This window comes from Streptomyces sp. Root1310 (genome assembly GCF_001426425.1).
Lineage (GTDB): Bacteria > Actinomycetota > Actinomycetes > Streptomycetales > Streptomycetaceae > Streptomyces.
In genome coordinates, this window is the sequence record NZ_LMEQ01000032.1 from 538,031 (window position 1) to 564,316 (window position 26,286).

Here is a 26,286-nt window from a genome sequence, read left to right on the forward strand (position 1 = left end):
GCCGCACACCCCCGTCCGGGGGTAGTGAGACCTGCATCACGGATTACACGATGGCAGAGAGCCGCCCGGCAATGGTCCGGCACCACGGGAGTGGGCCGCAGGGGCTGAGCGAGCCCCGGAGGCGAGCCGGCCGAACATGCCCAGAAAGCACGGAGGACAGATGACGACGGCGACGGAGCGTTTCCGCAGAGCCCGCGACTTCCTGCTGGAACACCGCGAGGACTACACCACCGCTTACGAGCGTTTCGAGTGGCCCCGCCCGGAGCACTTCAACTGGGCCCTCGACTGGTTCGACGTCATCGCCGACGGCAACGGGCGCACCGCCCTGCACATCGTGGAAGAAGACGGTTCCGAAACCCGTCTCAGCTTCGCCGAACTGTCGGAGCGCTCCGACCGGCTCGCGAACTGGCTGCGCGGGAGCGGTGTCGCCGCCGAGGACCGGATCCTCGTCATGCTCGGCAACCAGGCCGAACTCTGGGAGACCGCGCTGGCCGCGATGAAGCTGCGGGCCGTCGTCGTCCCGGCCACTCCGCTGCTCGGCCCCGCCGACCTCACCGACCGCGTGGAACGCGGCCGCATCCGGCACGTCGTCGTCCGCACCGAGGACACCGGCAAGTTCGACGCGGTCCCCGGCGACTACCGGCGCATCGCGGTCGGCGGCGCCCCCGAGGGCTGGCAGCCGTTCGAGGACGCCCGCACCGCCCCGGCCGGCTTCACACCCGACGGCCCCACCCTCGCCGACGACCCGCTGATGCTCTACTTCACCTCCGGTACGACCGCCCGCCCCAAGCTGGTGGAACACACCCACACCTCGTATCCGATCGGGCATCTGTCGACGATGTACTGGATCGGGCTCAGGCCGGGCGACGTACACCTCAACATCTCCTCGCCCGGCTGGGCCAAGCACGCCTGGTCCAACCTCTTCGCCCCCTGGAACGCCGAAGCAACCGTTTTCATCCACAACTACACCCGGTTCGACCCGGCCCGGCTGATGACCGAGATGGACCGGGCGGGGGTCACGACGTTCTGCGCCCCGCCCACCGTCTGGCGCATGCTCATCCAGGCGGACCTCACCCAGCTGCGCACCCCGCCCCGCGAGGCGGTGGCCGCGGGTGAGCCGCTCAATCCCGAGGTCGTCGAGCAGGTGCGGCGCGCCTGGGGGGTGACCGTCCGGGACGGCTTCGGGCAGACCGAGACGGCCGTGCAGATCGCCAACAGCCCCGGACAGGACCTGAAGACCGGCTCGATGGGGCGGCCGAGCCCCGGCTACCGGGTGGAGCTCCTCGACCCGGTGTCCGGCGCGCCGGGTGCGCAGGAGGGCGAGATCGCGCTGGACCTGGCGGCCCGGCCGGTCGGCCTGATGACCGGTTACCACGGCGACGCCGACCGCACGGCGGAGGCGATGGCCGGCGGCTACTACCGCACGGGCGACATCGGCAACCGCGACGAAAACGGTTACCTCACCTATGTCGGCCGGGCCGACGACGTCTTCAAGGCCTCCGACTACAAGATCAGCCCCTTCGAGCTGGAGAGCGCGCTGCTGGAGCACGAGGCGGTCGCCGAGGCGGCCGTCGTCCCGGCCCCCGACGCGCTGCGCCTCGCCGTGCCCAAGGCCTATGTCGTGCTCGCCGAGGGCTGGGAGCCGGGTCCCGACACCGCGAAGGTGCTGTTCGAGCACTCCCGCGAGGTCCTCGCCCCGTACAAGCGCGTCCGCCGTCTGGAGTTCGCCCCCCTGCCGAAGACGGTGAGCGGCAAGATCCGCCGGATCGAGCTGCGGGCGGCGACCGAGGCGGGCTCGCCGGACGAGTACCGCGAGGAGGACTTCCGGTGAGCGGGGCGTCGTACGCGCACGGGACGAGCGCGACCGCGCTGCTCGGGGACACCATCGGGGCCGACCTGGACCGGACGGCGGAGCGCTGGCCGGACCGCGAGGCACTGGTCGACGTGCCGTCGGGGCGGCGCTGGACGTACCGCCGATTCGTCGAGGACGTCGACCGGCTGGCGTACGCGCTGCTCGCGAGCGGGGTCGCCAAGGGCGACCGGGTGGGCATCTGGGCGGTCAACTGCGCGGAGTGGGTGCACGTCCAGTACGCCACCGCCCGGATCGGCGCGATCATGGTGAACATCAACCCGGCGTACCGCACGCACGAGGTCGAGTACGTCCTGCGGCAGGCCGGGATCTCCGTGCTGTTCGCCTCGCTCGGCCACCGCACGAGCGACTACCGCGCGATGGTCGAGCAGGTACGCGGCAGATGCCCGCAACTGCGGGAGACCGTTTACATCGGGGATCCGAGCTGGGATGCCCTGCTGCGGCGTGGAACGCCCGACCTCGACGAGGCCTTCCGCACCCGCAGAAACGAGTTGTCCTGCGACGACCCCGTCAACATCCAGTACACCTCGGGGACCACGGGCTTCCCCAAGGGAGCCACCCTCTCCCACCACAACATTCTCAACAACGGTTACTTCGTGGGCGAGGCGATCGCCTACACCGAGCAGGACCGGATCTGCATCCCGGTGCCCTTCTACCACTGCTTCGGCATGGTGATGGGAAACCTGGCGGCCACCTCGCACGGCGCCTGCATCGTCGTCCCGGCCCCGTCCTTCGACCCGAAGGCCACGCTGGAGGCGGTCCAGCAGGAGCGGTGCACCTCCCTGTACGGCGTGCCGACCATGTTCATCGCGGAGCTGAACCTGCCCGACTTCGCCACCTACGACCTCTCCTCCCTGCGCACCGGCATCATGGCGGGCTCGCCCTGTCCGGTCGAGGTGATGAAACGGGTGGTCGCCGAGATGAACATGGCGGAGGTGTCGATCTGTTACGGCATGACCGAGACCTCGCCCGTCTCCACCCAGACCCGCCGCGAGGACGATCTGGAGCACCGCACCGGCACCGTGGGCAGGGTCCTGCCGCACATCGAGGTGAAGGTCGTGGACCCGGTGGACGGGGTGACCCGAGCGCGCGGCGTCGCGGGCGAGCTGTGCACCCGCGGCTACAGCGTGATGCTCGGCTACTGGAACGAGCCCGAGAAGACCGCCGAGTCGATCGACGCGGGACGCTGGATGCACACCGGGGACCTGGCGGTGATGCGTGAAGACGGTTACGTCGAGATCGTCGGCCGTATCAAGGACATGATCATCCGGGGCGGGGGAGAACATCTACCCTCGCGAGATCGAGGAGTACCTCTACGGCCACCCGAAGATCCAGGACGTGCAGGTCGTCGGTGTCCCGCACGAGAAGTACGGCGAGGAGGTCCTCGCGTGTGTGATCCCGGCCGACGCGGCGGACCCGTTGTCGCTGGAGGAGTTGCGCGCCTACTGCGAGGGCCGGCTCGCGCACTACAAGATCCCGAGCGGCCTGCGGATCATGGAGGCCTTCCCGATGACCGTCTCGGGGAAGGTGCGGAAGATCGAGCTGCGGGAGGGGTACGGCCTATAGCGCGGCTTCCGTGCTTCGGGTGTCCGTGCTTCGGGTCTCCGGGCTTCGCGTGTCCGGGCTTCGCGTGTCCGTGCTTCGCGTGTCCGGGTTACCGGGGTTGCTCGGGATGCTCGGGCCGCCCCGGTTTCTCACGGCGACGGCCGTCGCCTCAGGCGTCCCCGGCGTCGAGGGCGTCGGCCATCGCGTTGACCGGCTGCGGGGTGCCCGTCAGGTCCAGCACGAAGAGCGGCACGCGCAGCTGGTCGGCGCGGGCGCGGGCCTCCTCGGCGTATCCGGCCAGGGAGAAGTAGACACAGTCCGCGGATTCCGTCATGGCCGTCAGCCACAGGCATTCCACGTCCCGCAGTGAGGCCGGGCGAACGCTGGGGTCCACCTGGGCCACGAGCCCGCGGGCGGCGAGGCCGATGCCGGAGGTGGGCCGCTGATCGGCCCGCCGGATGTCCCCGTGTCCGAGCCAGTTCAGATAGAGCGCGGCGGTGGTGACCGCGTCGCGCGCGGTCCGGATGGCGACGGGCCGAAAGGCACGCCGTTGTGCCGCCGGTGCCGGTGCCGGTGCCGGTGCCGGTGCCGGTGCCGGTGCCGGTGCGGGCGTTGGCGATGGCGATGGTGTTGATGCAGGTGGGGAGGGCGCCGGCGGTGTCGGCGTCGGCGTCGACGCGGTTGTCCCGGGCTCCGGCCCTGGCTCGGGCCTCGGCTCCATCCCCGGCCCGGGCGGCTCCGTCCGTTGCCCCGGCTCCGTCCGTTGCCCTGGCTCCCTGCCTTGCCCCGGCTTCCCGCCTTGCCCCGGCCCCGGCTCGGGGGCCGGGTCGGTCACCGGGATCCGTATCACCGCTCCGCAGGCGCAGCCCAGTTCGGGGTGCGGCCACTGGTGACGGCGGTGGCAGGCGGGGCAGCGCAGTGCGACCCACTCCTCGTCCCACGCCCGGTGCGCGACGGTCGACGGTGCCGTCCGCCGGTCGAGCACAGGCGTGACGGGAGCACCGCACGCGCACGGGTAACAGGGCGCGGTGTAGAGGCGCTCGCGCCGACAGGCCGGGCAGCGCACCGGCACGCTCTCGGGCATGGCCCCCATCGTCCTCCTCCGGACCCCGCTTGTCCGTCTCTTGACGACCTTCGCGCCCCCACATACATTGCTTCCAGATAGTAGAAAGTATTTTCCGCATCACGGAAATGTGCGGGAATGCTGTCCACCGATGGAAGGGCTCACCGCGGGGCGCGACGGGAGAGCGAATCCGACAGCTAGAGCAGCTGAAGCAGTCGAAGCAGGAGTAGCCCATGGCTCGTATGACCGCTGCCCGCGCGGCAGTCGAGATCCTCAAGCGCGAGGGCGTCACCAGCGCGTTCGGTGTCCCCGGCGCGGCGATCAACCCCTTCTACGCGGCGCTCGAGGCTTCCGGCGGGATCAACCACACCCTCGCCCGTCATGTCGAGGGCGCCTCGCACATGGCCGAGGGCTACACCCGTACCCACCCGGGCAACATCGGGGTCTGTGTCGGCACCTCCGGCCCGGCCGGCACCGACATGATCACCGGGCTGTACTCCGCCATCGGCGACTCCGTGCCGATCCTGTGCATCACGGGCCAGGCCCCGACCGCCGTGATCCACAAGGAGGACTTCCAGGCCGTCGACATCGCGTCCATCGCCAAGCCGGTGACCAAGATGGCGGTCACCGTCCTGGAGGCGGCCCAGGTGCCCGGCGTCTTCCAGCAGGCCTTCCATCTCATGCGCTCCGGCCGGCCGGGCCCCGTCCTGATCGACCTGCCGGTCGACGTCCAGCAGACGGAGATCGAGTTCGACGTGGACACGTACGAGCCGCTGCCCGTCTACAAGCCGGCCGCGACCCGTGCGCAGATCGCGAAGGCGCTCTCGATGCTGAACGCGTCCGAGCGTCCGCTGATCGTCGCGGGCGGCGGTGTCATCACCGCCGACGCCGCCGAACTGCTGCGGGAGTTCGCCGAGTTGACCGGCACTCCGGTCATCCCGACGCTGATGGGCTGGGGCGCGATCCCCGACGACCACGAGCTGAACGCCGGCATGGTCGGCCTCCAGACCTCGCACCGCTACGGCAACGCGACGTTCCTGGAGTCCGACTTCGTCCTCGGTATCGGCAACCGCTGGGCCAACCGTCACACCGGCCGTGTCGACGTCTACACGGCCGGCCGCACCTTCGTCCACGTCGACGTCGAGCCCACCCAGATCGGCAAGATCTTCGCTCCGGACTACGGCATCGCCTCGGACGCGAAGGCGGCTCTGGAGCTCTTCGTCGAGGCGGCGAGGGAGTCCAGGGCGGCGGGTACGCTTCCCGACCGTTCCGCGTGGGCGGCCGCCGCACAGGAGAAGAAGGCGACCCTCCAGCGCCGTACGCACTTCGACGACATCCCGATCAAACCGCAGCGCGTCTACGAGGAGATGAACAAGGCCTTCGGCCCGGAGACCCGGTACGTCACCACCATCGGACTCTCACAGATCGCCGGCGCCCAGATGTTGCACGTCTACCGGCCGCGGCACTGGATCAACTGCGGCCAGGCGGGGCCCCTCGGCTGGACGATCCCGGCGGCCCTGGGTGTCGCGAAGGCCGACCCGGAGGCGCAGGTCGTGGCGCTCTCCGGGGACTACGACTTCCAGTTCATGATCGAAGAGCTGGCGGTCGGCGCGCAGCACAAGATCCCGTACGTCCATGTCCTCGTCAACAACTCCTACCTGGGGCTGATCCGGCAGGCACAGCGGGCGTTCGACATCGACTTCCAGGTCAATCTGGAGTTCGAGAACATCAACTCGCCCGAGCTGGGCGTGTACGGCGTCGACCACGTCAAGGTCGCCGAGGGCCTCGGCTGCAAGGCGATCCGGGTGACGGACCCCGCCGAGCTGGGGGCCGCCTTCGAGCAGGCCAAGAAGCTGGCGGCCGAGTTCCGGGTGCCGGTCGTCGTGGAGGCGATCCTGGAGCGTGTCACCAACATCTCGATGAGCGGCACCAACGACATCGGGAACGTGGTGGAGTTCGAGGAGCCGGCCACCGAGCCGGGGCATGCGCCGACGTCGATCAGGACGCTGAAGGTCTGAGGCGGCAGGACCGGGGCCGAGGGTCCGTCGTCGCGAAGGGGCGGCCCATCCGTGGGATGGGCCGCCCCTTCGCTCTTTCCGCAGGCGTTCCGGGGGAGTTCAGTCCGGGCCGCCGCCCCCGCCGCAGCTGTACATCACCCCGCCCGTGCCGCCGCCCCGCGGCGAGCGTCGGTGGAACCCCTCGTCCGCGACCTCGGCCCGGGCGATCAGACCCGCCCGCAGGGCGAAGCGTGCCGCCAGCACACTCAGGGCGGGCTCGCCGTGCAGGGCCACCGCCATCAGGACGTCCTCCGTCGACAGACCCTTCCTGCCGGTCGGCAGGGGATGCCCGTCCCGCAGGACGCGCAGAGCGCGCCGGGCGGCGCGGGTCCGTCGCGGCGGAAGGGAGCGCAGCATCCCGGCCGCCACCAGCCCGGCCCGCAGCCCGGACAGCGCCTCCCGCACATCCGGCCGGGCCTCCAACTCGGCGAAGCTCGCGGGACGTTGCAGCGCCGCGTGGACCGCCTCGGGCAAGGCGTCCAGGGCAGGCTGGGCGTCCGGGGTGTCCGGAACGGGCGGCTGGGCGCCCCGGGCCGACCGACCGCCTCCCGCGTCCTCGGCCGACGGCGTCCCCGTCGCGCTCGTCGGCCTGGTCACCCCCGGCGCTCCGGTCACCCCCGGTGCCCTCGTCGCCCGGATCCTGCCCGGCCGTCCCGCCTCGACCAGCCCGCGCAGCTGAAGGGCGAGCGCGGCCACCGTGACCGCCGCCCGCGGACCGCCCCGCAGCAACGCGACCTCGTAAGGCTCCAGCCGGACCGACGTACCACCGTTCATGTCCCCACCCCCGGAACGAGGCCCGCCGCCCCCGTGTCGGCGGGCCCCGCGTGACCACAATGTGCCCTTGGCCGGGGGTGGTTGAAGCCTCTTGAACGGACTTCAGAGGTTGATTTGAGGTTGGCGGGCGGCGGTCTACTCCTCGGGCCGGCGCCCGTGCTCCTCCGACAGTCCCGGCCAGTAGTCGGGGCCGCCGCCCTGCCACTCGATGAGGTCGCTCTCCTCCACCTCGATCCGGTCCAGGTCGGCCAGGCGGAGGATCTCGACGACGTCGTCGAGATGGGAGGCGACCCCGAGAACAGCGTCACCCGAGGTGACCCGCCGGGACCCGTCCAGTGCCGGGGGGTGGACCACGATGTGCGGATATTGCGGCGAATTGTTCATATTCGTATTCATATCCGGACCGGCGTCCTTGTCCAGGGGGCAACGCGCGGCGCTCCCTCGTCGGTCCTGCTGACGGGGGAGCGCTGGGGTACGGGTGGCCGCCCGACGGCGCGAGGCTGGGCGCGACAGGACGTTCGCGCCGCCGGACGGAGTTTTGGGAGGGGTGTGGTGTGTTCATGGTGGGGGCAGGGACCGCGGCGGGTTGCGACGGAGCCGGGAGCGGGCTTCCCTCAGGTCGAGAAGCGGGCCCCGTTCCTTCACCACCGCACTGGCTCGCACGCCGCCGCGGTCCTCGCCCTGCCCGCGCCCGTGTCCGGCGGCCACCCCTCATCCGGGTCGCGCGGTACGGTCGCGGGCCGCGCGCACGAAGTGATGACTTATCGTCAGGACCCATGCGCGAGCTTGTTGTTACGTCGCCGCCGGTGCCGTGAGAACCGGGCGGCAACAGGTTGCCGGAAACGGCTTCGGGACCGGGTTGCCGGAAACGGCTTCCGGAACGGGATACCGGAAACGCTTTCCGGACCGGGTTGCCGGAAACGGCTTCCGGAACGCGTTGCCGGAAACGGTTGCCGGAAGTGGTTTCCGGGCGGCGTCGCCGCCTGGGCGCGACAGGACAGATGTCAGCGACGGCGCCGCCCGGAAGTCTCAGAGCCGCGCGCCCGAGAGGCGCTCGACGGCCCGCAGCAGGGCCGAGTGGTCCAGTCCGCCGTCGCCCTGCGCGCGCAGGCTCGCGACCAGCTGGGCGACCACCGCGCCGACGGGCAGGGCCGCGCCGACGTTGCGGGCGGCGTCGGTGACGATGCCCATGTCCTTGTGGTGCAGGTCGATCCGGAAGCCCGGCTTGAAGTCACGGGTGAGGAAGTTGTCCTTCTTGCGGGCCAGCACGGTCGAGCCGGCGAGCCCGCCGCCCAGGACGTCCAGCGCCGCCTTCAGGTCCACGCCCGACTTCTCCAGGAAGACCACGGCCTCGGCGCACGCCTGGATGTTCACGGCGACGATCAGCTGGTTGGCGGCCTTCACGGTCTGGCCCGAGCCGTGCGGACCGCACAGCACGATGGTCCTGCCGAGCGCCTCGAAGAGGGGCTCCGCCTCGTCGAAGTCGGCCTGCTCGCCGCCCACCATGATGGACAGCACGGCCTCGACGGCCCCGGCCTCGCCTCCGGACACGGGGGCGTCGAGCACCCGGATGCCCTTGTTCTTGGCCGCCCGGGCCAGGTCGATCGAGGTCTGCGGGGTGATCGAGGACATGTCGATCACAAGCGCCCCGGACCGCGCGTTCTCCAGGATGCCGTCGGGGCCGTAGGCGATGGCCTCGACCTGCGGTGAGGCGGGCACCATGGTGATCACGACGTCGGCGTCGCGCACGGCCTCGGCGATGGACCCCGCGGCGGTGCCGCCGGCGGCGGCCAGCCGGTCCAGCTTGTCCTGCTCCAGGGTGAAGCCGGTGACGTCGTAACCCGCCTTGAGCAGGTTCTCGGACATGGGCGAGCCCATGATGCCGAGACCTATCCAGGCGATCTTGGGAAGTGCGGGAAGTGCGTTGCTCATCGGGGGTGCCTCTCGGTACGGGGGATCAGCGGGGCAGCCAGTCGAAGGCCTCGGCGCTCGGACGGTCGCCCGGCTTGTACTCGAGGCCGACCCAGCCGTCGTATCCGGCCTTGCGCAGCCGGTCGAGGAGGTCCTCGAGGGGGAGCGAGCCGGTGCCCGGCGCGCCGCGGCCCGGGTTGTCGGCGATCTGCACATGGCCGGTCCGCGAGGCGTAGCGCTCGATCACCGACGGCAGGTCCTCGCCGTTCATCGACAGGTGGTAGAGGTCCATCAGGAACTTCGCGTTGCCGAGCCCCGTCGCGTCGTTGACCTTGTCGACGATCCCGATCGCGGCCGGCGCGCCGACCAGCGGATAGCGGGGCGACTCGGGCCGGTTCAGCGCCTCGACGAGCAGGATCGCGCCGATCCGGTGCGCGGCCCGGGCCGCGAGGACCAGGTTCTCCAGCGCCAGGGCGTCCTGCTCGGCCGGGTCGACGCCGTCGAGGCGGTTGCCGTACAGCGCGTTGAGCGCGCGGCAGCCCAGGGACTGCGCGAAACCGGCGGCCACGTCGATGTTGGCGCGGAACCGCTGCGACTCCTCGCCGGGCAGCGACAGGGCGCCGCGGTCGGGGCCCGGGAGCTGTCCGGCGTAGAAGTTGAGGCCCGTGAGCTGTACGCCCGCGTCCTCGATCGCCTTCCTCAGGGCGTCCAGCTCGGACCGCTCGGGGGTGGGGGAGTCGATCCAGGGCCACCACAGCTCGACCGCGGTGAAGCCGGCCGCGGCGGCGGCCGCGGGGCGCTCCAGGAGCGGGAGTTCCGTGAAGAGGATCGACAGGTTGACGTTGAAGCGCTGGTCTTCGAAGCCCATAGGGGTTCCGCGCTCCCTTCCGTGTCGAGTGTTTCCGTATTGCGGAAGTTGTTTTCTGCTTATTGGAAGATTGCCGGTGGGTCGGGCGGCTTGTCAAGGGGATGAGGGGGCGCCCGAGCCCGGTCGAGGGGGAATCCCGAGTCCGGGGTGATCGTCGGTCCGGTCCGTTAAGGTCGGGGTCCGGGCGCCGGAGGTCCGGTCCCGTTGAGAGAGGTGTGGGGCGCGATGCGACTGAAAGTGGAGTTCACCACCGAGCCCTTCGACCTCGACGAGGCGCCCGCGCACGCGCTGGTCGCCCGCGAGGTGATCGAGGCGGCCGACCTGGACACGGTGGACGTCGGGCCGTTCGGCAACACCGCCGAGGGGGCCGCCGACGCCGTGCTCGCCGCCGTGGACGCCCTGCTGCGCAAGTCCCTCGGCGCGGGCGCCACCCGCATCTCGCTCCAGGTCAACGTCATCGGGGACGCGGACCGGGACACGGACGGCGATGTCGTCGGGGAGGGCGTGTGAGCACCTCAGGTGACGAGGCCTTCATCGCGGCCGTGAAGCCGCTGATCGACGCGATGGGCGGGGAGATGATCCCGCCCGACGAGGCCGGCGCCGACGACGTCGTCCTGGCCTGGGAGGGTGTCGACGCCGTCGCCGTGCGCCTGCCCCAGCTCGCCGACTCCCTCGACCACATCCTCGCCGCCATGGAGCGCAGGAAGGGCAGACCGCTGGCCGACCTGGACCGCAAGGCCAAGCAGGAGGTCGTACGGATACTCGAGGCGCGCGGCGCCTTCTCCGTGCGGCACGGTGTGGAGACCGTGGCGAGCGCGCTCGGGGTGAGCCGCTTCACGGTCTACAACTATCTCAACCGGGAGAAAGAGGCCTGAGCGGCCTTCCCCGGGGTCTCCCGGGCCGACCGGGGACGGGCCGTGGAGCCGGTGGGGGACAGCCGGGTGGGCGGGKGGGGGGCGGTCGGCGAGCCAGTGGGAGACGGCCGGGTTTCGTTACCCGGAATTTTCAACAAAGTGTTGACGTGATGTCGCGGACAGGCGTTAGCTGGCCGCAGCCCGCTCAAGCACGAAGGCCGTCCCGCGGCCACGGAGGCTCCCGTGACTTCGACTTCCCCGCCCCCGGGCCTGGCCCGGTTCAACGACCTCGAGGAGTCCGTGGCCCGCGCCGCGCTCCACGAGGCGTGCGCCTCCACCGCGTGGGCCACCCGACTGCTCGCGGGCCGCCCCTACGCCACCGTCGACGACCTGTACACCGTCAGCGACGCCGCCACGGCCGGCCTGACCGCCACGGACCTGGCGGAGGCGATGGCCGGGCACCCGCCGATCGGCCGTCCGAAGCCCGGCGACCCGACCTCGGCCCGTGAACAGCGCGGCATGGCCGGCGCCTCCGAGGAGCTCAGGGCGGAGATGCTCGAACTGAACCTGGCCTACCAGGAGAGGTTCGGCCAGGTCTTCCTGATCTGCGCCACCGGTCGCACCGGCGAGCAGATGCGCGACGCGGTCAAGGAACGGATCGGCAACGCGCCGGAGCAGGAACGGGAGATCGTCCGCGTCGAACTGGGCAAGATCAACCGTATCCGCCTCGCCCGACTCGTCGAAGAGGACTGACACACCCCATGAGCACCAGCAGCACCGCATCGGTGTCCACGCACATCCTGGACACCTCCGTCGGCCGACCCGCCGCGGGAGTCGCCGTCCACCTCTCCGCCCGCTCGGGCCGGGGTGCCCGGGACGGGCAGGAAGGGGACTGGCGGGCGCTCGGCGGTTCCGCGACCGACGCGGACGGCCGCTGCAAGGACCTGCCGGCGCTGCCGGACGGGACCACCCATGTACGGCTCGACTTCGCCGTGGAGGCGTATTTCGAGCGATCCGAGAAGAAGCAAGCCGATGCGCAGCAGGACGCCCCCGCGAATCGGGACAGCGGTCCCCCAGCAGTGTTCTTCCCGGAGGTGGCGATCACCTTCGCCGTCGTGCCCGGCGAGCACTACCACGTACCGCTGCTGCTCAACCCGTTCGGCTACTCCGTTTACCGAGGGAGCTAGCTAGATGCCCACCTACCTGGGACAGAACCAGTACGGCAAGGCCGAGAACCGAGTCGTCAAGATCACGCGGGACGGCACCACCCACCACATCAAGGACCTCAACGTGTCCGTGTCGCTCAGCGGCGACATGGACGAGGTCCACTACTCCGGCTCGAACGCCAACGTGCTGCCGACCGACACCACCAAGAACACGGTGTACGCGTTCGCCAAGGAGCACGGCATCGAGTCCGCCGAGCAGTTCGGCATCCACCTCGCCCGCCACTTCGTGACCTCGCAGGAACCGATCAGGACCGCGCGGATCCGCATCGAGGAGTACGGCTGGGAGCGGATCGGGACGCCCGGCGAGGACGAGCACTCCTTCGTCCGCCAGGGCCAGGAGACCCGCCTCGCCCAGATCACCTACGACGGCTCGTCCTGGGAGGTCGTCTCCGGGCTCAAGGACCTCACCGTCATGAACTCGACGAACTCCGAGTTCTGGGGCTACGTCAAGGACGAGTACACGACACTGCCCGAGGCGTACGACCGCGTCCTGGCAACCGAGGTGTCGGGCCGCTGGCGCTTCAACTGGTCCGACGACGCCCAGCAGGCGCCGGACTGGGAGGAGTCGTACGCCCAGGTCAAGAAGCACCTGCTGCTGGCTTTCGCGCAGACCTACTCCCTCTCCCTGCAGCAGACCCTGTACGCCATGGGCGCCCGGATCATCGACCACCGGGGCGAGATCGACGAGGTCCGCTTCTCGCTCCCCAACAAGCACCACTTCCTGGTGGACCTGAAGCCGTTCGGACTGAAGAACGACACCGCCGACGGAGCCGTCTACTACGCCGCCGACCGTCCCTACGGACTGATCGAGGGCACCGTTCTGCGGGACGGCTGCGAGGCGAGGATCCCGGCGGACCTCACCAACCTCTGAACCCGAACCGCTGAACCCGCACCGCCCCTTTTTCGGCACCCGTGGCCGGCGAGCCCGCGCCTCACCGGCCACGGCACTCAAACTCCCAGGGTCCTGCCGTGCCCTCTCCACCAGAGTCCACTGAGTGAAAAGGACGACACCATGGCAGCAGACCGGCGCACCGTCATCGAGAACTGTTCGATCGCGACCGTCGACGCCCAGGACACCGAGTACGCGAACGGTCACCTCGTTCTCGCCGGCAACCGGATCGAGTCGCTCGGCGCGGGCCGGGCCCCCGAGGGCCTGGAGAACGTCGAGCGCCGCATCGACGCCACCGGGCACCTGGTCACCCCGGGCCTGGTCAACACCCACCACCACTTCTACCAGTGGATCACCCGGGGCCTGGCCACCGACCACAACCTCTTCGACTGGCTCGTCGCCCTCTACCCCACCTGGGCGCGCATCGACGAGCAGATGGTCCGCGCGGCCGCCCAGGGCTCGCTGGCGATGATGGCCCGCGGCGGCGTCACCACCGCCATGGACCACCACTACGTCTTCCCCAGGGGCTCCGGCGACCTGTCCGGCGCGATCATCGGCGCCGCCCGCGACATGGGCGTCCGCTTCACCCTCGCCCGCGGTTCCATGGACCGCAGCGAGAAGGACGGCGGCCTGCCCCCGGACTTCGCCGTCGAGACCCTGGAGGGCGCCCTCGCCGCCACCGAGGAGACCGTACGGCTGCACCACGACGCCTCCTTCGACTCGATGACCCAGGTCGCCGTCGCCCCCTGTTCGCCCTTCTCCGTCTCCACCGAACTGATGCGTCAGGGGGCCGAGTCGGCCCGCCGCCTCGGCGTGCGTCTGCACACCCACGGCTCGGAGACGGTCGAGGAGGAGAAGTTCTGCCACGAGTTGTTCGGCATGGGACCGACCGACTACTTCGAGTCCACCGGCTGGCTCGGCGAGGACGTGTGGATGGCCCACTGCGTCCACATGAACGACGCCGACATCGACGCCTTCGCCCGGACCGGGACGGGGGTCGCCCACTGTCCGTCGTCCAACGCCCGGCTGGCGGCCGGCATCGCCCGGGTCCCCGACATGCTCAAGGCCGGCGTCCCCGTGGGCCTCGGTGTCGACGGCACGGCCTCCAACGAGTCCGGCGAACTCCACACCGAACTGCGCAACGCCCTGCTCATCAACCGCCTCGGCGCCCACCGCGAGGCCGCCCTGAACGCCCGTCAGGCACTGCGCCTCGGCACCCACGGCGGCGCCCGGGTCCTGGGCCGCGCCGCGCAGATCGGCTCGCTGGAGCCGGGCAAGCTGGCCGACCTGGTGCTGTGGAAGCTGGACACCCTCGCCCACGCCTCCATCGCCGACCCGGTGACCGCCCTGGTCTTCGGCGCGGCCGCCCCCGTCACCGCCTCCTTCGTGAACGGCCGTCAGATCGTCGAGGACGGACGACTGCTGCACGCCGACGAGGACGCGATCGCCCGCTCGACGCGGGAAGAGGCACAGCGGCTGGCGCGCATCGCCGCACAGGGCTGAACACACCCGCTCGGCAAGGGACCCGGTCCCGACGCGAGCACCGCACTCCGGTCGGGGGGGACGGCCCTCGACCGGTAGCCGTGGCCGGGGCGCGCGTGGAACGCGCGTGCCCCGGAACGGTTCCCCACCGTCCCCGTTTGCGAGTACCTCCGGCTTCCAGGTACTCCCGCACCGCCGCACCACCTCCCTGACACCCGCGTCAGAGCCGACGTGTACCCGACCGGAGGAGAGCCGCCGTGTCCCCGCATGCAGTCGACCACCCCGTCGACGAGAAACTCCCCGCACTGAGAATGGCGACGAGCGGCCTCCAGCACGTGGCCGCCATGTACGCGGGAGTCGTCGCCCCGCCCCTGATCGTCGGCGCGGCCGTAGGCCTCACCGGCACCGAGCTCACCTTCCTCACCGGCGCCTGCCTGTTCACCGCCGGACTCGCCACCTTCCTCCAGACCCTGGGCGTCTGGAAGATCGGCGCCCGCCTCCCCTTCGTCAACGGCGTCACCTTCGCCGGGGTCGCGCCCATGACGGCGATCGTGGCGTCCACGGACGACAAGCGGGACGCCCTGCCCGTCATCTTCGGCGCGGTGATCGTCGCCGGTCTGCTGGGCTTTCTGGCTGCGCCCGTCTTCTGCAAGGCGGTCCGCTTCTTCCCGCCGGTCGTCACCGGGACGGTCATCACCCTGATCGGCGTCTCCCTGCTCCCCGTCGCCTTCGGCTGGGCGCAGGGTCCCGACCCCGCGGCACCGGACTACGGGTCGACCACGAACCTGGGCCTGGCGGCGGCGACCCTCCTGATCGTGCTGCTGCTGCGCCGTTTCACGCGCGGCTTCGTCAAGCAGATCGCCGTACTGCTCGGGCTGCTCGCCGGCACGCTCGTCGCGATCCCGTTCGGCGTCACGGACTTCGGTCCGGTGGCCGACGCGGACGTCATCGGCTTCCCCACTCCCTTCCACTTCGGCGTCCCGCAGTTCCAGCTCGCGGCGATCCTGTCGATGTGCGTGGTGATGGTCGTCTCGATGACCGAATCCACCGCGGACATGCTGGCGCTGGGCGAGATCGTCGAACGCCCGGCGGACGAGCGGACCATCGCGGCGGGCCTGCGCGCCGACACCCTGGGCTCGGCACTCAGCCCCGTGTTCAACGGCTTCATGTGCAGCGCCTTCGCCCAGAACATCGGGCTGGTCGCGATGACGAGGATCCGCAGCCGATATGTCGTCGCCACCGGCGGCGGCTTCCTCGTCCTGATGGGCCTGTGCCCGATGGCCGCCTCACTCATCGCCGTCGTACCCCGTCCGGTCCTCGGCGGCGCCGGCGTGGTCCTGTTCGGGTCGGTCGCCGCCAGCGGCATCCAGACCCTGGTCCGGGCCGGCCTGGAGAAGGACAACAACGTCCTGATCGTCGCGGTCTCCCTGGCCGTCGGCATCATCCCGATCACCGCGCCGGACTTCTACCACGCCTTCCCGGAGACGGCGAAGATCGTCCTGGACTCGGGCATTTCCACGGGCTGCCTGGCCGCCGTCCTGCTCAACCTGGTCTTCAACCACGTCGGCCAGGGGCGCAACGCGGCGGACGTCACCCATCCGATGGAGGCGGGGGAGGAGATCACCGGGGCGTCCCGGGCCCCGGCCACGCCATGAGGTTCGCGAGCAACTCGGCCTGTTCGACGGCGTCGTCCAGCGCGTGGTGCGTGTGAGGACGCCTCGGCAGCAGGTGGGCGGGCATGCTCCGCTTCGCCACCGCCCGCAGCGGCAGACCCGCCTTGGCGGCGTACAGGGTCTTCATGTCGAGGCAGCCGGAGTGCCCGAAGGGGCTCTCCCCGGTGAAGCGGATCAGGTACCAGTACAGGAACGTCCAGTCGTACGACGCCGGGTAGCCGCACATCACCGGCTGGGCGTCGCCGCTCACCTCGCGCACCCAGCGGGTGAACTGGGCCAGCGCCAGGGCGGGTTCGAGACCCTCCTCGACCAGACGCGCCCGGTCGAGCCCGCTCACGGCCAGGGCCTCGGGGACGAACCCGTCGCTGATCGGGCGCAGTTCACGGTAGAAGGTCTGCCGGGTGGGGTCGGCCGCGGTGAACCCGTCGGCGTCCTGCCGCCCGGCGACCGCCGCGCCCAGGCTCAGCAGGGAGTACGGTCCCGGGATCGGACCGTCCGCCTCGACGTCGACGGATAAATACTCACCTACGGTTGAAGGGAGAAGACACCAGGGAGGGGCCGGGGATGACCGCAGCACGCGAATACCTCAGGGTCAGCAAGGGCAAGGGCCGCACGGCCCGCAGCATTGATGACCAGCACCGCGACAACCTCGCGGCCGAGCAGGACCACGGGCCGTGGACCTGGGGCGAGGCGTACAGGGACACCGGCAGTGCCTCCAAGTTCGCGACCAAGAGCCGCGACGACTTCGACCGGCTGACGGCCGATCTCGCCGATGGTGCGTTCGGGGACCCGGGCGACGTCTTGGTCCTGTGGGAGATCAGCAGGCTTGCCCGCGAGACCGGCAAGGGAGTCAAGCTGATCGACCTGTGTGAGACAGCCGGGTACAAGATCCACGTGACCAGCCTCGACCGGACCTTCGACCCCTCGAACTACGGCGACCGCCATAGCCTGATCAGCGGGATCAATGACGCGGAGAAGGAGGCGCGGCTGTTGTCGAAGCGGACCAAGCGCGGTACCGACTCCGCCCTGGCCGAGGGACGCCCGCACGGTAAGCGGCCATTCGGCTATGCCCGACGGTACGAGGTGGTGGACGGCCGGTCCCGCGTCGTGGAGCAGTACCCCGACCCGGTCGAAGGCCCGCTGGTCGTCGAGCTGTTCGAGCGCGTCGCCGGGTGGAACGGCCGAGAGCGCGAGTCGATCCGTGGCATCGCCCTCGACTGGGAGAAGCGCGGGATCGTCAGCCGTGAGAAGGGCGTGCCGATCTCCGCTCAGAACATGCGCCCCATGCTGCTGCGGAAGGCGTACATCGGAGTGCGCACGCACAAGGGCACGGAGAGCGAAGGGAACTGGCCCGCGATCGTCGGCCGCGACCTCTTCGACGCCGTGCAGGAGGTGCTCGCCGACCCGTCCCGGAAGTCGACCGTAACCAGCGCCGTGCGGCACGTCTTGACCGGAACGCTCCGGTGCGACGTATGCGGCAACGCCATGACCATCACCGCCGGAGACCGCCCCAAACGGTCCGGGACAGGACACCACGGCCAAGCTGCCTACGTGTGCCGGAAGTACGGATGCCTGCGGATCCGTCAGGCAGACGTGGACCGAGTGATCATCGGCGACCTGGAAGCGGTCGACCCGGAGACCGGCGAGTCAGCTCCGGAGCTGGGCGCGATCCTCGCGTACCTGTCCGTACCGCACCGGCACGCGGCCCTGAGCCGTCGTCCCGAAGCCGGGACCGAGGAATCATCCGCCCGTGCCGAACTCAGCCGCCTGCGTGTCGAGTTGAAGGAGCTGGAAGCTGCTCCGTCGCCGAAGACGGCCCGCGCTCGGATTGCCCGCACCGCCGACATGGAAGAGATCGAGATGGACATCGCAGCACTGGACGTGAAGCTGTCCAAACTCACCGCGCCCAACCCGCTCGCCGGACTTCTGCCCGACGACCCCGGGGCCGACCTGATCTTGTGGTGGAAGGCTGCGCCCGTCACGGCACAGCGCACCGTCGCCGCCCTCCTCCTCACCCCCGAACTCCTCGGTCAGGTCCGGATCAAGCGCGTCGCCGACAGCACCTCGGACGCCGTGACTGACCGTCTCAGGTGGGTTCGCGCCGCCTGATTCACCCGCATGTGGAGATCTGACACGGAGGGCCCGCCACCATCAGGTGGCGGGCCCTCTTGGCTCAGAAGCGGGAGTGCAGCCAGATCACAAACAGACTGGCGGCCGTCGTGCTCGCGCCGTATGCCGCGCCCTGCACGGCGCGCAGCAGCAAGGCGTGTCGGTAGCGCTTCAGCCGCTCGGCTGCACGACGAGCCCGAGTCCCCTTGTGCAGGTCAGGCCCCGGCTGGTTATGGTGCATGGGTCTCCTTCCAATTCCGTGTTGGTGGGGTGCACGCAGGGAGCCCGCTCCCGCCCTCGGTTTCGTAGGCCAACTGGGCGGGGGCCGGGCTCCTTTGCATGTGATGAGCAGTCTAGGTAAAGCGCGCGGCAGTGCGATTCGGCCGACTGCAAATGGGGTTTGGCTTCCCGGGGTGCTCCTTGGTACTTCCTGGGTACTTCCTAGGTGCTTCTCGGGTACTTCTTGGGGCGTTCTTACGGTGTTTGCTTCTCTCCCAAAGTGCCCAAGTGTCCTTGGTCACAGGTGGGTTCGTGGCGCGTCCGCCGTCTGTGCCGAGGCGCAGGAGCCCCGTCCGGTGATCCCCCGCCGATCCGGCAGGGGATCAGGGCTGTCTACCGCTTGAGCTGGGCCAGGAAGTCGTCGACGAACTTCTCGATCTCGGCCAAGCTGTTCACTTCCTCCACGTTCAGCCGGTCGACGATCTTCACCCCGGAGTGCAGGAACAGGCGGCTGCGGCTGTGGTCACGACCAGCGTGGCCTTTGTGCTGGGGCCCGTCGATCTCGATCACACCGGCGTACCCGCGATACGTGACCAACAGGTCGGGCTCGAAGGTCCAACCCCTCACCCGCATCCCGCCGAGCGGCATGATCCCGATCGTCTCGTTGTCCGGCAGCGCGGCCTGCCTCTGCTTGAGTACCTGGTAGACGCGCTGCTCGTACCGGTTCGTGAAGCGAAGCTGGTCCTCCACGGGGTGACTTGGTTCGAGCTGCTGCCTTCGCCCCTGATTGCTGGGCTTGGGGCCGTCGGCGGTTTTGACCTGCCTGCGCCAGTCCGGGCCGAGGCGAGGAATCGAGGGCCGGGCGACAACCTCATCAACGGACTTCCTGGACCCCCACATCACGTCTCGCATCACCACAGCGATGTTCTCCAACTCCGGCTCGGTGTACGTGGGGTACAGGCTCGGTTCCACCACAAGCACGATCCGGTAGCCCTCGTGGTCGTACTCGGTGTTCCAGAGCCGGACCTCAATCGATGACACGTCGGCGATCATCCGAGCCGTATCGGTCTTCCCGAGGTGATACGCGAGCACTGCGCTCGTGCCGAGCAGCCACTCACTCACCAGGGGGATGTTCTGCGGGGCGTCGAGGGCGAGGGACATGTCAGGTGAGGTCAGCTCATCGCTCATGCACGGAATTCTCCCACCCGACACTGACAACTGGGGGTGCCCAAATGCCCGGCGTTCTTGCCGAGTTGTAGGCCGGCCAGCACAACCCCGACGCCATGCACCCCGCATGACTGAGCCCCCGCCGGATCGGCGGGGGCTCAGTGCTGTCCGGCACCGGTCATTCCGGCGCCTTGTTGTACCGGGCGAGGGTGGCCTTGGATGTGTCGGCGTCCATGAACCGCAGCTCCCAGGGGCCGGTGTTCACGTCGAACTCCTTGCCGAACCCGACCCACTTTCCGGCCATGCGACGGCCGGTCGGCTCGACGAGCATCTGGAGCGCGCCGAAGTACCGCGCCCCTCGGTAGTAGCCTTCGGTCGCCGTGGCCTCGGTCCACGTACCGGTGACGATGTTGCCCTCGACCTGGAGGTCCAGGGTCAGCGGGCTGTCCGGGTTCAGCGAGCCCTGAGGCAGGCTGCGGCCGGTGAGCCGGTTGCCGTGCTGGAGGAGCACCACGTAGTGCTGCCCCTTGAACGTGTCGTCGCGCCCCGAGCTGAAGAACTCGTAGGTCGACAGCCAGATGCCCGAGTAGTTGCCCCGGGGGGCGGTCTGGGCGGCTGGCTGGCCGCTGGCGGCCGGGACGCCCACAGGGCTGTCCTGTACGTCGTGGCCGCCGTGCCCGTCGCCGGACACCCGCACCTGAGGCGCGGAGGCTGCGAACCCCAGAGCCTCGATCGGCAGGCCTGTCACGACTTCGAGGGCACGGGCGTACACCGGGCGGGGTGCGGCCGTCTCCCCGCCCTCCCAGCGCTGCACGAGCCGCTTGTTCGCCTCGTTGGGCTGACCCGCGCGCTGCCCGGCCTCCCGGATGGCTCGCGCGAAGTCGTCCTGACTCATCACCAGTCCGAGCCGCACGGCCCGGAGCGTTGCGTTCGGTGTGCTCATGGGATCAAGCTACCCGCGCACCCTCGCCAATGACACCGAATTGACGCCCCCTGTGACGCCGGAATGACGCCTCCCTCGCCGCCGCGCGCCGGGGCCGCTGAGCCTGATGGTGAGTCACATGGCGACCACAGAACGTGACGAGACCAAACACCCCGGCCTGACGATCGGCATCTACCGGGTCGATCCCGAGACCCGGGTGCGCACGCTCGTCCGGGCGAAGCGCACCCTGGCGCCCGTCGACGAGCCGGTAGACAGCCTGACCTTCCCCCCGTGCGGGTGCTCGCGCTGCGCCGGACGGAGCAACCCGTGAGCCCGGTCTGGGACATGGCGTCGTCCCGGGCGTCGGGGGTCTGCGCCCGTTGCGGCCACTGGACCGACAACGGCATCACCCACTGGATCCCCCGCATGTCCGCTGCCGACGTCCGCATCGTCGTCTGCGCCGACGCGGCCGAGTGCATCCTGCCGCCGGAGGCGTCCGAAGTCGCCCCGCGCATCGGGCACAGCGCCTGACCCCGAAGCCGAGCCCCGGGCCCTCCCCGCCCGGGGCTCTTTGCTGCCCCGGTGCCCGTTGGCCGGCGACATAACTAATTCCATTGAAGCCCCAGCTCAGATTGGCCTCCGAACGGCCCCGAACCCCCTGGAACGGGGCCGTACTTCGGCGTACTCTGGGATCAGCAAGACGACCAAGACCACAGACCAGCAACACGCGGTCTGTGGTCTTTCTGCTGCGTGGGGCTGGTCCGGGTCACGACCCGACCGGAGGCCCGCATGGGCAACCCCGCCACCCTCGACGAAGTCCGCGCCTGGCCCGCCCTCGTCCCTCTCACCCGGGCCGCCCGCGCCCTCGGTATCAGCCGCACCACCGCCTTCACCCTCGCCGCCCGGGGCCGGTTCCCCGTGCCCGTCGTCCGGGTGCTCGGAGGCCAGAAGGTCCGCACCGCCGACCTGATCCACTTCCTTGAAGCGGACGGGGGCGGGGCGTCGTGAAGGTCTACCTGTGCCTCGCCGCCGCAGTCGGGGGCTGGTTCTACCTGCGGCACCGTCTGCGTACCTGGAAGGCCGTGCGTGACGCCCGCCGGGCCATCGACGCAGGCAAAGCAGCGAAGTCCCGCGAGGCCGCCCGCCGCGCCCTGACGCAGCGCCTGCACGCCCTGCTGCCCGACACCGCCGTGTCCCGGCTGTTCGGCTGGACCCCCGAGCGCCGGATCCGTCCCACGGTCCGGGTCGCCCGCCGGGGGCCGTTCGGCCGGTACGAGCGGATCGACCCCGCGCAGCACATCCTCGTGGTCGGCTTCACCGGCTCCGGGAAGTCGTCCACGCTGCGGGTGCTGGCGGCCTGGGCCTTCGCCAGCCCCCGCTGGTCGCTGGAGGCCTGGGACGGGAAGTGGGGAGCCAGCGTCCGCGCCTACCGGGGCAAGTGCCCGGTCCTGGACACGATGGACGCCATCGAGGCCCGGCTGCGTGACCTCGTCACGCGGGAGCTGCCCGCCCGTGCACTCATGGCCGAGCCGCCGCACCTGGCGATCGTCATGGACGAGTCCCGACTGCTGAACGAGCTGTCGTCCGCCGCCCTGCGCGACCTAGTCACCGTGATCCAGACCGGCCGCGAACTCGGCGTGCACCTGTGGTTCGGACTCCAGGACCCGAAGACGGACAGCGTCCCGTCCGAGATCCGCGACCAGTTCAGCGCCAAGCTCGTCCACCAGCTCCAGACGGAAGAGGCGGCGCGCGTCGCCCTCAAGGAACTGGTCTCCGCCGGGTGGTCGCCGCACCGGCTGATGCGCTCGGGCCAGATGCTCATCTGGACGCCCGTGCGGGCCATGTCCGCTCCGCGCGTCGTCTACGGGCTGTGGCTGTCTGCCGGTCGGCTCGCCGCCCTGGAGCGTAAGGGCCCGTACGCCGCACCCGAGTTCGCCCGCCCGGTCGTGCTCGTCAAGGCGTCAGCCCGTCCGCCCGTCCGCACGGAAGGCGCAGGTCAGGCGGGCGCACGGACACCCGGACGGACGGCGGACGCCCTCACGGGGCGTCAGCGTGAGGCGCTCATGGCACTGGACGTGGCCGACCGCCCGCTGGGTGCCGCCGACCTCGCCCGCGAGCTGGGCATCGAGCGCAACCGCGCGCACGACGTCCTGACACAACTACGCCGCCGGGGCCTGGTCGCCCAGGCCGCCGACGGCTTCACCATCCCCCTCGACCGCCAAGCAGAGAAGGACTGACCCCATGGTGCACGACACCGCCGCCCTGGAGAAGGCGGCCGAAGCCCGCGAGAGGGCCGCTCAGACCCTCGCCCGCGTAACGGCCCAGCAGCCCGAGATAGACGCGCTGAGCGCAGACGTAGCCACCCTCCTGGAGGGCCTCCGTATCCACCTGAAGGGAGACGCCACCGATGCGCACCAGGACTGAGACCCGTACGCGAAGCGTTCCCGTCACCCACGACGGCATCACGCAGATGGTGCCGGAGCAGTACAAGGCCGAGGTGCCCGTCCCGCCCCGGGACGTACCCGCCCTGGTCAAGCGGGTCATGTTCCGCATGGCCGTCGCCATCACCGTGCTGGCCGTGGCGCTGTCGGTCGCGGCCATCGGCGGACTGCTCGCCCGGCTGGTGACGCCGTTCGTCGCCTACCCGGCTGCCGCCGTCCTGGATGCCCTGTGGATCTACGCAGTCATGGGCGAGTGGGAGGCCCGCTACGACCCGAAGACCGCCCGCTGGGCCCAGGCTGCCGGGGCCGTCTTCGTGGCTCTGTCCATGGCCGCCATCGTCGTCTACGGGGTGCTCCTCGGGGAGCTGGCGGCGGGCGTCATCGCCGCCCTGATCCCCCTCGGCTCCAAGGGGGCCTGGCTGCTGCGGTTCAAGCTGACGGTCCGCAAGCTGGACCCGAAGAACCAGGCCTGGCTGGACCAGACGCGGAACGACATCTACGCCCGCAAGGCGCTCGCCGAGGAGACACGCGCGCTGGACGCAGCCCGGCGGATCACGGCCGAGCTGAACGCCGAGCGCGCGCCGGAGACCACCGAGCTGGAGCGGGTCACTGCTCGCGAGCAGCCCGAGCAGATCGCGAGCACGATCGAGCACACCGAGCCTGTTCGCGATCAGCTCGCGAACACGGCGAGCACGGCCCCGCTGACCGGGCCGAACACGGATCGCGAGCAGCCGAGCATCAGCGAGCTTGCTCGCGAGCAGATCGCGATCACCCCGAGCAACACCGAGGCCGTGGCGAACATCCTCGCCCGGCTTCCCGAAGCCAACCCCGGCAGCGTCGGCGCAGCCGTCCGCCGGGAACGTCGCAAGGACACTGAAGGCGGGTACGCGTGATGATCGAGTTCGGAGCACTGATCGCCCTGGGCGTGCTGCTGGCCGCCGCCAAGCAGGACCGCGCCAAGATCGCCATCGCCATCGTGGCGACGATCCTGATCATGGGCGGCTTCTCGGAGTTCGGGACCACCGTGAGCGGCATCCTGAGCAGCCTGAGCTGACCGAGACGCGGAGCCCCCGCCGGTACGCCCGGCGGGGGCTTCTATATGTCCTTGAGCTGAGGGGACTTGAGGCCGGCCAACGGCTCGCCCAGCTCAAGTGGGCCAGTACCGGCCCCGGTCGTCGATGCGTACGGTGCAGCACTCGCGCAGCACCATCAGGGCCGTCGGCAGCCACGCCCGCAGGATCACGGACGGGCACAGGGCCGTCAGCTCCGCCGCCCGGCGGCCGGGGTTCGCCGTGACCAGCTCAAGGGCGGCGGTGCGCTGCGGTATGGGTACGTCGCTCACGACAGCCCCGCCTTCACGAGGTTGTCGGCGATCCGCTCGCGGACGTCCTCGGGCAGGCCGCGCACCAGCTCCCCGAGGGTCTGCGCGTCGCCCCAGGTCCACTTCCGCAGGACGATGTTCATCGCGGCCACCGCGTACTGGGCCCGGAGGTCGGCGGCCATGAGCTGTTCCTTCGTCGCGTCCATGATCGAAGGGCCCGCCGGGGGCACGAGGGTGATGCCCGTCTGCTGCTCGATCACGCGCACCACGGCCGCCGCCGCCTCGTCCGAGGTGCGGCGGATGTCGGCCAGTGCCTCGCGCCCGGCCTCCGCGATGCGCTCGCGCTCCTTGTCGAGTTCCCTGGGCATGTCAACTCCTCCTGGATGGAAGGGGGTTGTGAATGCCCAGCCGGTGAAGCACCCGGATGCGTTCTGCCGGGGGCAGGGCGTCGTAGTGCGTGAGGCAGGGCCGGAGGTTGCGGCCCGCCCCTGTGCAGGCGCAGGGGGCGCTCACCGCTGCCGCCCGAGCCGGGGCCGACGAGCCGCCCGTCGGTCGGTCTCCGCGTGCTTGGAGCACTGGCGGTCGGCGTCACAGTCGCACCACGACGGCATCCGGCTCACCGCCTTGAACGCACCCCGGGCGCGGGCCTGAGTCGCCGCCTCGCGGGCGACGGAGGGGTCCAGTGCGGCGTACACCCGGGTCGCCGTGCGAAGCCGGGAGGCAGCCGTCTCGGCCTGTGTGCGGGCCGCCTGGAACTCCTGCCGGGCGGCAGCGCGTTCGGCGTCCTGACGCTGACGCTGCTCGGTCATCCGGGCGTGGGTGACTTCCCGCCGGTGCTGCTCCGCCTCGGCCGCCCAGCGCTTCCGGTCGGCCGGGCACGGGTCGCCCAGCAGGACCCGGTACGCCGGAGCGTCGGTCGGCCGCAGGCCCCCGTGCACCCGGGCCGCCGTGTCGGCGTAGCACGTACGGCAGGCACCAGCGAACGCCTTCCGGTCGCTGGCGGCGGTCTCCACGGCGGCCCAGCCGAACAGCGCGACCGCGTCCGGCGACAGGGTGGCGAGGGCCTTGCGGCCGTGCTTCAGGCCGAACAGGTCGTAGGCCTGCTGGGGGTCGGCTATCTCGGTCCGGCCGTCCGCGAGAGTCACCCGGGCGACCCGCTCACCGGGCCACAGGTGCTCGCGCACCTGGCGGGCGAAGGCTGCCGGGTCCGGGTGGCGGCGCAGCGCGTCGGCCCGGCGCTCGTGGGTCACGCGGTCGACGTCGGCCGAGGCGACGAGCGCCGGGCCGGAGCCGGTCAGGCGGGGCAGCCGACCGGCGGTGATCATCTTGCGGACGGCGGGCTCGGAAATGCCCAGCCGCCGGGCCGCTACGGCGACCCCTATTTCGTCCATTCGGTCCACCTAATTCGACGGGTGGGAAAGGTTTCGAAATAAGAGTAGCCTGATGAAGGGCGCACTCCTAGTTTCATGCCGAGAGATCGGGAGTGCGTCCCTTTCCGTTTAGGTACACCTCGGGTGCTGGCCGGCTGGGATTAATTAAACCCGTATATGAAGTCGTTATCTAAGGCGATCGAAATGGGGGTTGCGGGGCATCATGCACCGGGCATGATGGAGGTAGACCACAGACCAGAGCCCCAGCCAGGGGCCTGGTCTTTCTGCATTTCAGGAGGAAGAAATGCCCCGGATCAAGATGTCCGCCGCCGAATGGACGGCCAAGAGCGGCCGGGCGGCGGCCCTGCGATACGGCCGCCCCGACGAGGCCCACCGTTACCTGATCGCACAGAAGAGGGCCCAGGCAGACACCCTGACCTCCGAGGCCGCCCGGCTCCGTCAGGAGGCGGAGGAGATGGAGCAGACCGGCCCGGCCGAGTAGCACGACCCGCACCGCCGACCAAC

30 protein-coding genes and 1 pseudogene are annotated in these 26,286 nt (G+C 70.4%); 19 read left to right on the forward strand and 12 right to left on the reverse strand.

The genetic code is table 11. The annotated features are described in order from the left end of the window. Positions 1 to 160: 160 nt before the first annotated feature. A complete protein-coding gene (locus ASD48_RS35520; RefSeq protein WP_057605980.1) occupies positions 161 to 1,831 on the forward strand; it encodes an AMP-binding protein in 1,671 nt (556 codons plus the stop codon). Then, positions 1,828 to 3,436: pseudogene (locus ASD48_RS35525) on the forward strand (AMP-binding protein). The gene ASD48_RS35520 and the pseudogene ASD48_RS35525 overlap by 4 nt, the downstream one beginning before the upstream one ends. Before the next feature lie 148 nt (positions 3,437 to 3,584). Here ASD48_RS35525 and ASD48_RS46250 read toward each other — a convergent pair. After that, positions 3,585 to 3,749 carry a hypothetical protein gene (locus tag ASD48_RS46250; RefSeq protein WP_206780425.1) on the reverse strand — a complete coding sequence of 55 codons (165 nt, stop codon included), beginning with the start codon at positions 3,747 to 3,749 and terminating at the stop codon, positions 3,585 to 3,587. Between the two features lie 962 nt (positions 3,750 to 4,711). On the opposite strand from ASD48_RS46250, the gene gcl reads away from it, so the two are divergent. Further along, positions 4,712 to 6,496, forward strand: coding sequence for a glyoxylate carboligase (gcl, locus tag ASD48_RS35535; protein ID WP_057605982.1), 1,785 nt, complete (start codon positions 4,712 to 4,714; stop codon positions 6,494 to 6,496). Positions 6,497 to 6,595: 99 nt separating this feature from the next. On the opposite strand, the gene ASD48_RS35540 is transcribed toward gcl, so the two are convergent. The 4 genes from ASD48_RS35540 to ASD48_RS35555 all read right to left on the reverse strand — a co-directional run bounded on the left by ASD48_RS35540 (position 6,596) and on the right by ASD48_RS35555 (position 10,088). Next, entirely contained in the window at positions 6,596 to 7,309 is a 714-nt protein-coding gene (locus tag ASD48_RS35540; protein WP_057605983.1) for a hypothetical protein, read from the reverse strand. 135 nt (positions 7,310 to 7,444) lie between these two features. Continuing rightward, positions 7,445 to 7,693 (reverse strand): hypothetical protein, encoded by a 249-nt coding sequence (locus ASD48_RS35545; protein ID WP_057605984.1) that lies wholly within the window; start codon positions 7,691 to 7,693, stop codon positions 7,445 to 7,447. A 645-nt stretch (positions 7,694 to 8,338) separates the two neighbouring features. Next, complete coding sequence (locus ASD48_RS35550; protein WP_057605985.1) at positions 8,339 to 9,241, reverse strand: 2-hydroxy-3-oxopropionate reductase; 903 nt, start codon at positions 9,239 to 9,241, stop codon at positions 8,339 to 8,341. A gap of 25 nt (positions 9,242 to 9,266) precedes the next feature. After that, on the reverse strand, positions 9,267 to 10,088 hold the full coding sequence (locus ASD48_RS35555) for a TIM barrel protein (protein ID WP_057605986.1): 822 nt from the start codon (positions 10,086 to 10,088) through the stop codon (positions 9,267 to 9,269). Positions 10,089 to 10,313: 225 nt separating this feature from the next. Here ASD48_RS35555 and ASD48_RS35560 point away from each other — a divergent pair, with 225 nt between their 5' ends. From ASD48_RS35560 to ASD48_RS35590, 7 genes are all read left to right on the forward strand, one after another. After that, entirely contained in the window at positions 10,314 to 10,598 is a 285-nt protein-coding gene (locus ASD48_RS35560) for a hypothetical protein (protein WP_057605987.1), read from the forward strand. Next, positions 10,595 to 10,963, forward strand: coding sequence for a helix-turn-helix domain-containing protein (locus ASD48_RS35565; RefSeq protein WP_057605988.1), 369 nt, complete (start codon positions 10,595 to 10,597; stop codon positions 10,961 to 10,963). Before ASD48_RS35560 ends, ASD48_RS35565 begins: the two co-directional genes overlap by 4 nt. Positions 10,964 to 11,185: 222 nt before the next feature. Next, positions 11,186 to 11,695: a 2-oxo-4-hydroxy-4-carboxy-5-ureidoimidazoline decarboxylase gene (gene uraD, locus ASD48_RS35570; protein ID WP_057605989.1), complete on the forward strand. Its 510-nt coding sequence runs from the start codon at positions 11,186 to 11,188 to the stop codon at positions 11,693 to 11,695. A gap of 8 nt (positions 11,696 to 11,703) precedes the next feature. After that, positions 11,704 to 12,129 (forward strand): hydroxyisourate hydrolase, encoded by a 426-nt coding sequence (gene uraH, locus ASD48_RS35575; protein ID WP_057605990.1) that lies wholly within the window; start codon positions 11,704 to 11,706, stop codon positions 12,127 to 12,129. A 4-nt stretch (positions 12,130 to 12,133) separates the two neighbouring features. Continuing rightward, positions 12,134 to 13,039, forward strand: a complete 906-nt coding sequence (pucL, locus tag ASD48_RS35580; RefSeq protein ID WP_057605991.1) for a factor-independent urate hydroxylase — start codon at positions 12,134 to 12,136, stop codon at positions 13,037 to 13,039. Positions 13,040 to 13,180: 141 nt separating this feature from the next. Then, on the forward strand, positions 13,181 to 14,560 hold the full coding sequence (locus ASD48_RS35585) for an 8-oxoguanine deaminase (RefSeq protein WP_057605992.1): 1,380 nt from the start codon (positions 13,181 to 13,183) through the stop codon (positions 14,558 to 14,560). A 290-nt stretch (positions 14,561 to 14,850) separates the two neighbouring features. Beyond that, positions 14,851 to 16,194 carry a nucleobase:cation symporter-2 family protein gene (locus ASD48_RS35590; protein WP_057606119.1) on the forward strand — a complete coding sequence of 448 codons (1,344 nt, stop codon included), beginning with the start codon at positions 14,851 to 14,853 and terminating at the stop codon, positions 16,192 to 16,194. On the opposite strand, the gene ASD48_RS35595 is transcribed toward ASD48_RS35590, so the two are convergent. Then, a complete protein-coding gene (locus ASD48_RS35595; RefSeq protein ID WP_107104489.1) occupies positions 16,160 to 16,786 on the reverse strand; it encodes a 3'-5' exoribonuclease in 627 nt (208 codons plus the stop codon). The two genes, ASD48_RS35590 and ASD48_RS35595, sit on opposite strands and share 35 nt — an antisense overlap. Between ASD48_RS35595 and ASD48_RS35600 the strand changes: the two genes are divergently transcribed. Further along, entirely contained in the window at positions 16,777 to 18,321 is a 1,545-nt protein-coding gene (locus ASD48_RS35600) for a recombinase family protein (RefSeq protein WP_079074171.1), read from the forward strand. The genes ASD48_RS35595 and ASD48_RS35600 overlap by 10 nt on opposite strands. Before the next feature lie 64 nt (positions 18,322 to 18,385). Here the strand turns inward: ASD48_RS35600 and ASD48_RS44565 are convergent, their stop codons facing one another. From ASD48_RS44565 to ASD48_RS35610, 3 genes are all read right to left on the reverse strand, one after another. After that, positions 18,386 to 18,562 carry a hypothetical protein gene (locus ASD48_RS44565; protein WP_157880763.1) on the reverse strand — a complete coding sequence of 59 codons (177 nt, stop codon included), beginning with the start codon at positions 18,560 to 18,562 and terminating at the stop codon, positions 18,386 to 18,388. A gap of 371 nt (positions 18,563 to 18,933) precedes the next feature. Next, entirely contained in the window at positions 18,934 to 19,728 is a 795-nt protein-coding gene (locus ASD48_RS35605; RefSeq protein ID WP_057605995.1) for a hypothetical protein, read from the reverse strand. Positions 19,729 to 19,885: 157 nt separating this feature from the next. Continuing rightward, positions 19,886 to 20,650, reverse strand: coding sequence for a hypothetical protein (locus tag ASD48_RS35610; RefSeq protein ID WP_057605996.1), 765 nt, complete (start codon positions 20,648 to 20,650; stop codon positions 19,886 to 19,888). A 118-nt stretch (positions 20,651 to 20,768) separates the two neighbouring features. Here ASD48_RS35610 and ASD48_RS35615 point away from each other — a divergent pair, with 118 nt between their 5' ends. The 7 genes from ASD48_RS35615 (at position 20,769) to ASD48_RS44570 (ending at position 24,124) form a co-directional block, all read left to right on the forward strand. After that, on the forward strand, positions 20,769 to 20,960 hold the full coding sequence (locus ASD48_RS35615) for a hypothetical protein (RefSeq protein WP_057605997.1): 192 nt from the start codon (positions 20,769 to 20,771) through the stop codon (positions 20,958 to 20,960). After that, positions 20,957 to 21,160, forward strand: a complete 204-nt coding sequence (locus ASD48_RS35620) for a hypothetical protein (protein ID WP_057605998.1) — start codon at positions 20,957 to 20,959, stop codon at positions 21,158 to 21,160. The genes ASD48_RS35615 and ASD48_RS35620 overlap by 4 nt, the downstream gene beginning before the upstream one ends. Positions 21,161 to 21,418: 258 nt before the next feature. Continuing rightward, positions 21,419 to 21,637, forward strand: a complete 219-nt coding sequence (locus tag ASD48_RS35625; protein ID WP_057605999.1) for a hypothetical protein — start codon at positions 21,419 to 21,421, stop codon at positions 21,635 to 21,637. Then, positions 21,634 to 22,866, forward strand: a complete 1,233-nt coding sequence (locus ASD48_RS35630) for a helix-turn-helix domain-containing protein (RefSeq protein WP_057606000.1) — start codon at positions 21,634 to 21,636, stop codon at positions 22,864 to 22,866. Before ASD48_RS35625 ends, ASD48_RS35630 begins: the two co-directional genes overlap by 4 nt. 4 nt (positions 22,867 to 22,870) lie before the next feature. Further along, positions 22,871 to 23,053, forward strand: a complete 183-nt coding sequence (locus ASD48_RS35635) for a hypothetical protein (protein ID WP_057606001.1) — start codon at positions 22,871 to 22,873, stop codon at positions 23,051 to 23,053. Further along, positions 23,037 to 23,963: a hypothetical protein gene (locus tag ASD48_RS35640; RefSeq protein WP_057606002.1), complete on the forward strand. Its 927-nt coding sequence runs from the start codon at positions 23,037 to 23,039 to the stop codon at positions 23,961 to 23,963. The genes ASD48_RS35635 and ASD48_RS35640 overlap by 17 nt, the downstream gene beginning before the upstream one ends. After that, positions 23,963 to 24,124, forward strand: coding sequence for a hypothetical protein (locus tag ASD48_RS44570; protein WP_157880764.1), 162 nt, complete (start codon positions 23,963 to 23,965; stop codon positions 24,122 to 24,124). The genes ASD48_RS35640 and ASD48_RS44570 overlap by 1 nt, the downstream gene beginning before the upstream one ends. 93 nt (positions 24,125 to 24,217) lie before the next feature. Here the strand turns inward: ASD48_RS44570 and ASD48_RS35645 are convergent, their stop codons facing one another. The 3 genes from ASD48_RS35645 to ASD48_RS35655 form a co-directional block, all read right to left on the reverse strand. Continuing rightward, positions 24,218 to 24,412 (reverse strand): hypothetical protein, encoded by a 195-nt coding sequence (locus tag ASD48_RS35645; RefSeq protein WP_057606003.1) that lies wholly within the window; start codon positions 24,410 to 24,412, stop codon positions 24,218 to 24,220. Beyond that, positions 24,409 to 24,759 (reverse strand): hypothetical protein, encoded by a 351-nt coding sequence (locus ASD48_RS35650; RefSeq protein ID WP_057606004.1) that lies wholly within the window; start codon positions 24,757 to 24,759, stop codon positions 24,409 to 24,411. Before ASD48_RS35650 ends, ASD48_RS35645 begins: the two co-directional genes overlap by 4 nt. Before the next feature lie 141 nt (positions 24,760 to 24,900). After that, a complete protein-coding gene (locus tag ASD48_RS35655) occupies positions 24,901 to 25,782 on the reverse strand; it encodes a hypothetical protein (RefSeq protein ID WP_057606005.1) in 882 nt (293 codons plus the stop codon). A 283-nt stretch (positions 25,783 to 26,065) separates the two neighbouring features. On the opposite strand from ASD48_RS35655, the gene ASD48_RS35660 reads away from it, so the two are divergent. Beyond that, positions 26,066 to 26,263 (forward strand): hypothetical protein, encoded by a 198-nt coding sequence (locus ASD48_RS35660; RefSeq protein WP_057606006.1) that lies wholly within the window; start codon positions 26,066 to 26,068, stop codon positions 26,261 to 26,263. Positions 26,264 to 26,286: the final 23 nt, after the last annotated feature.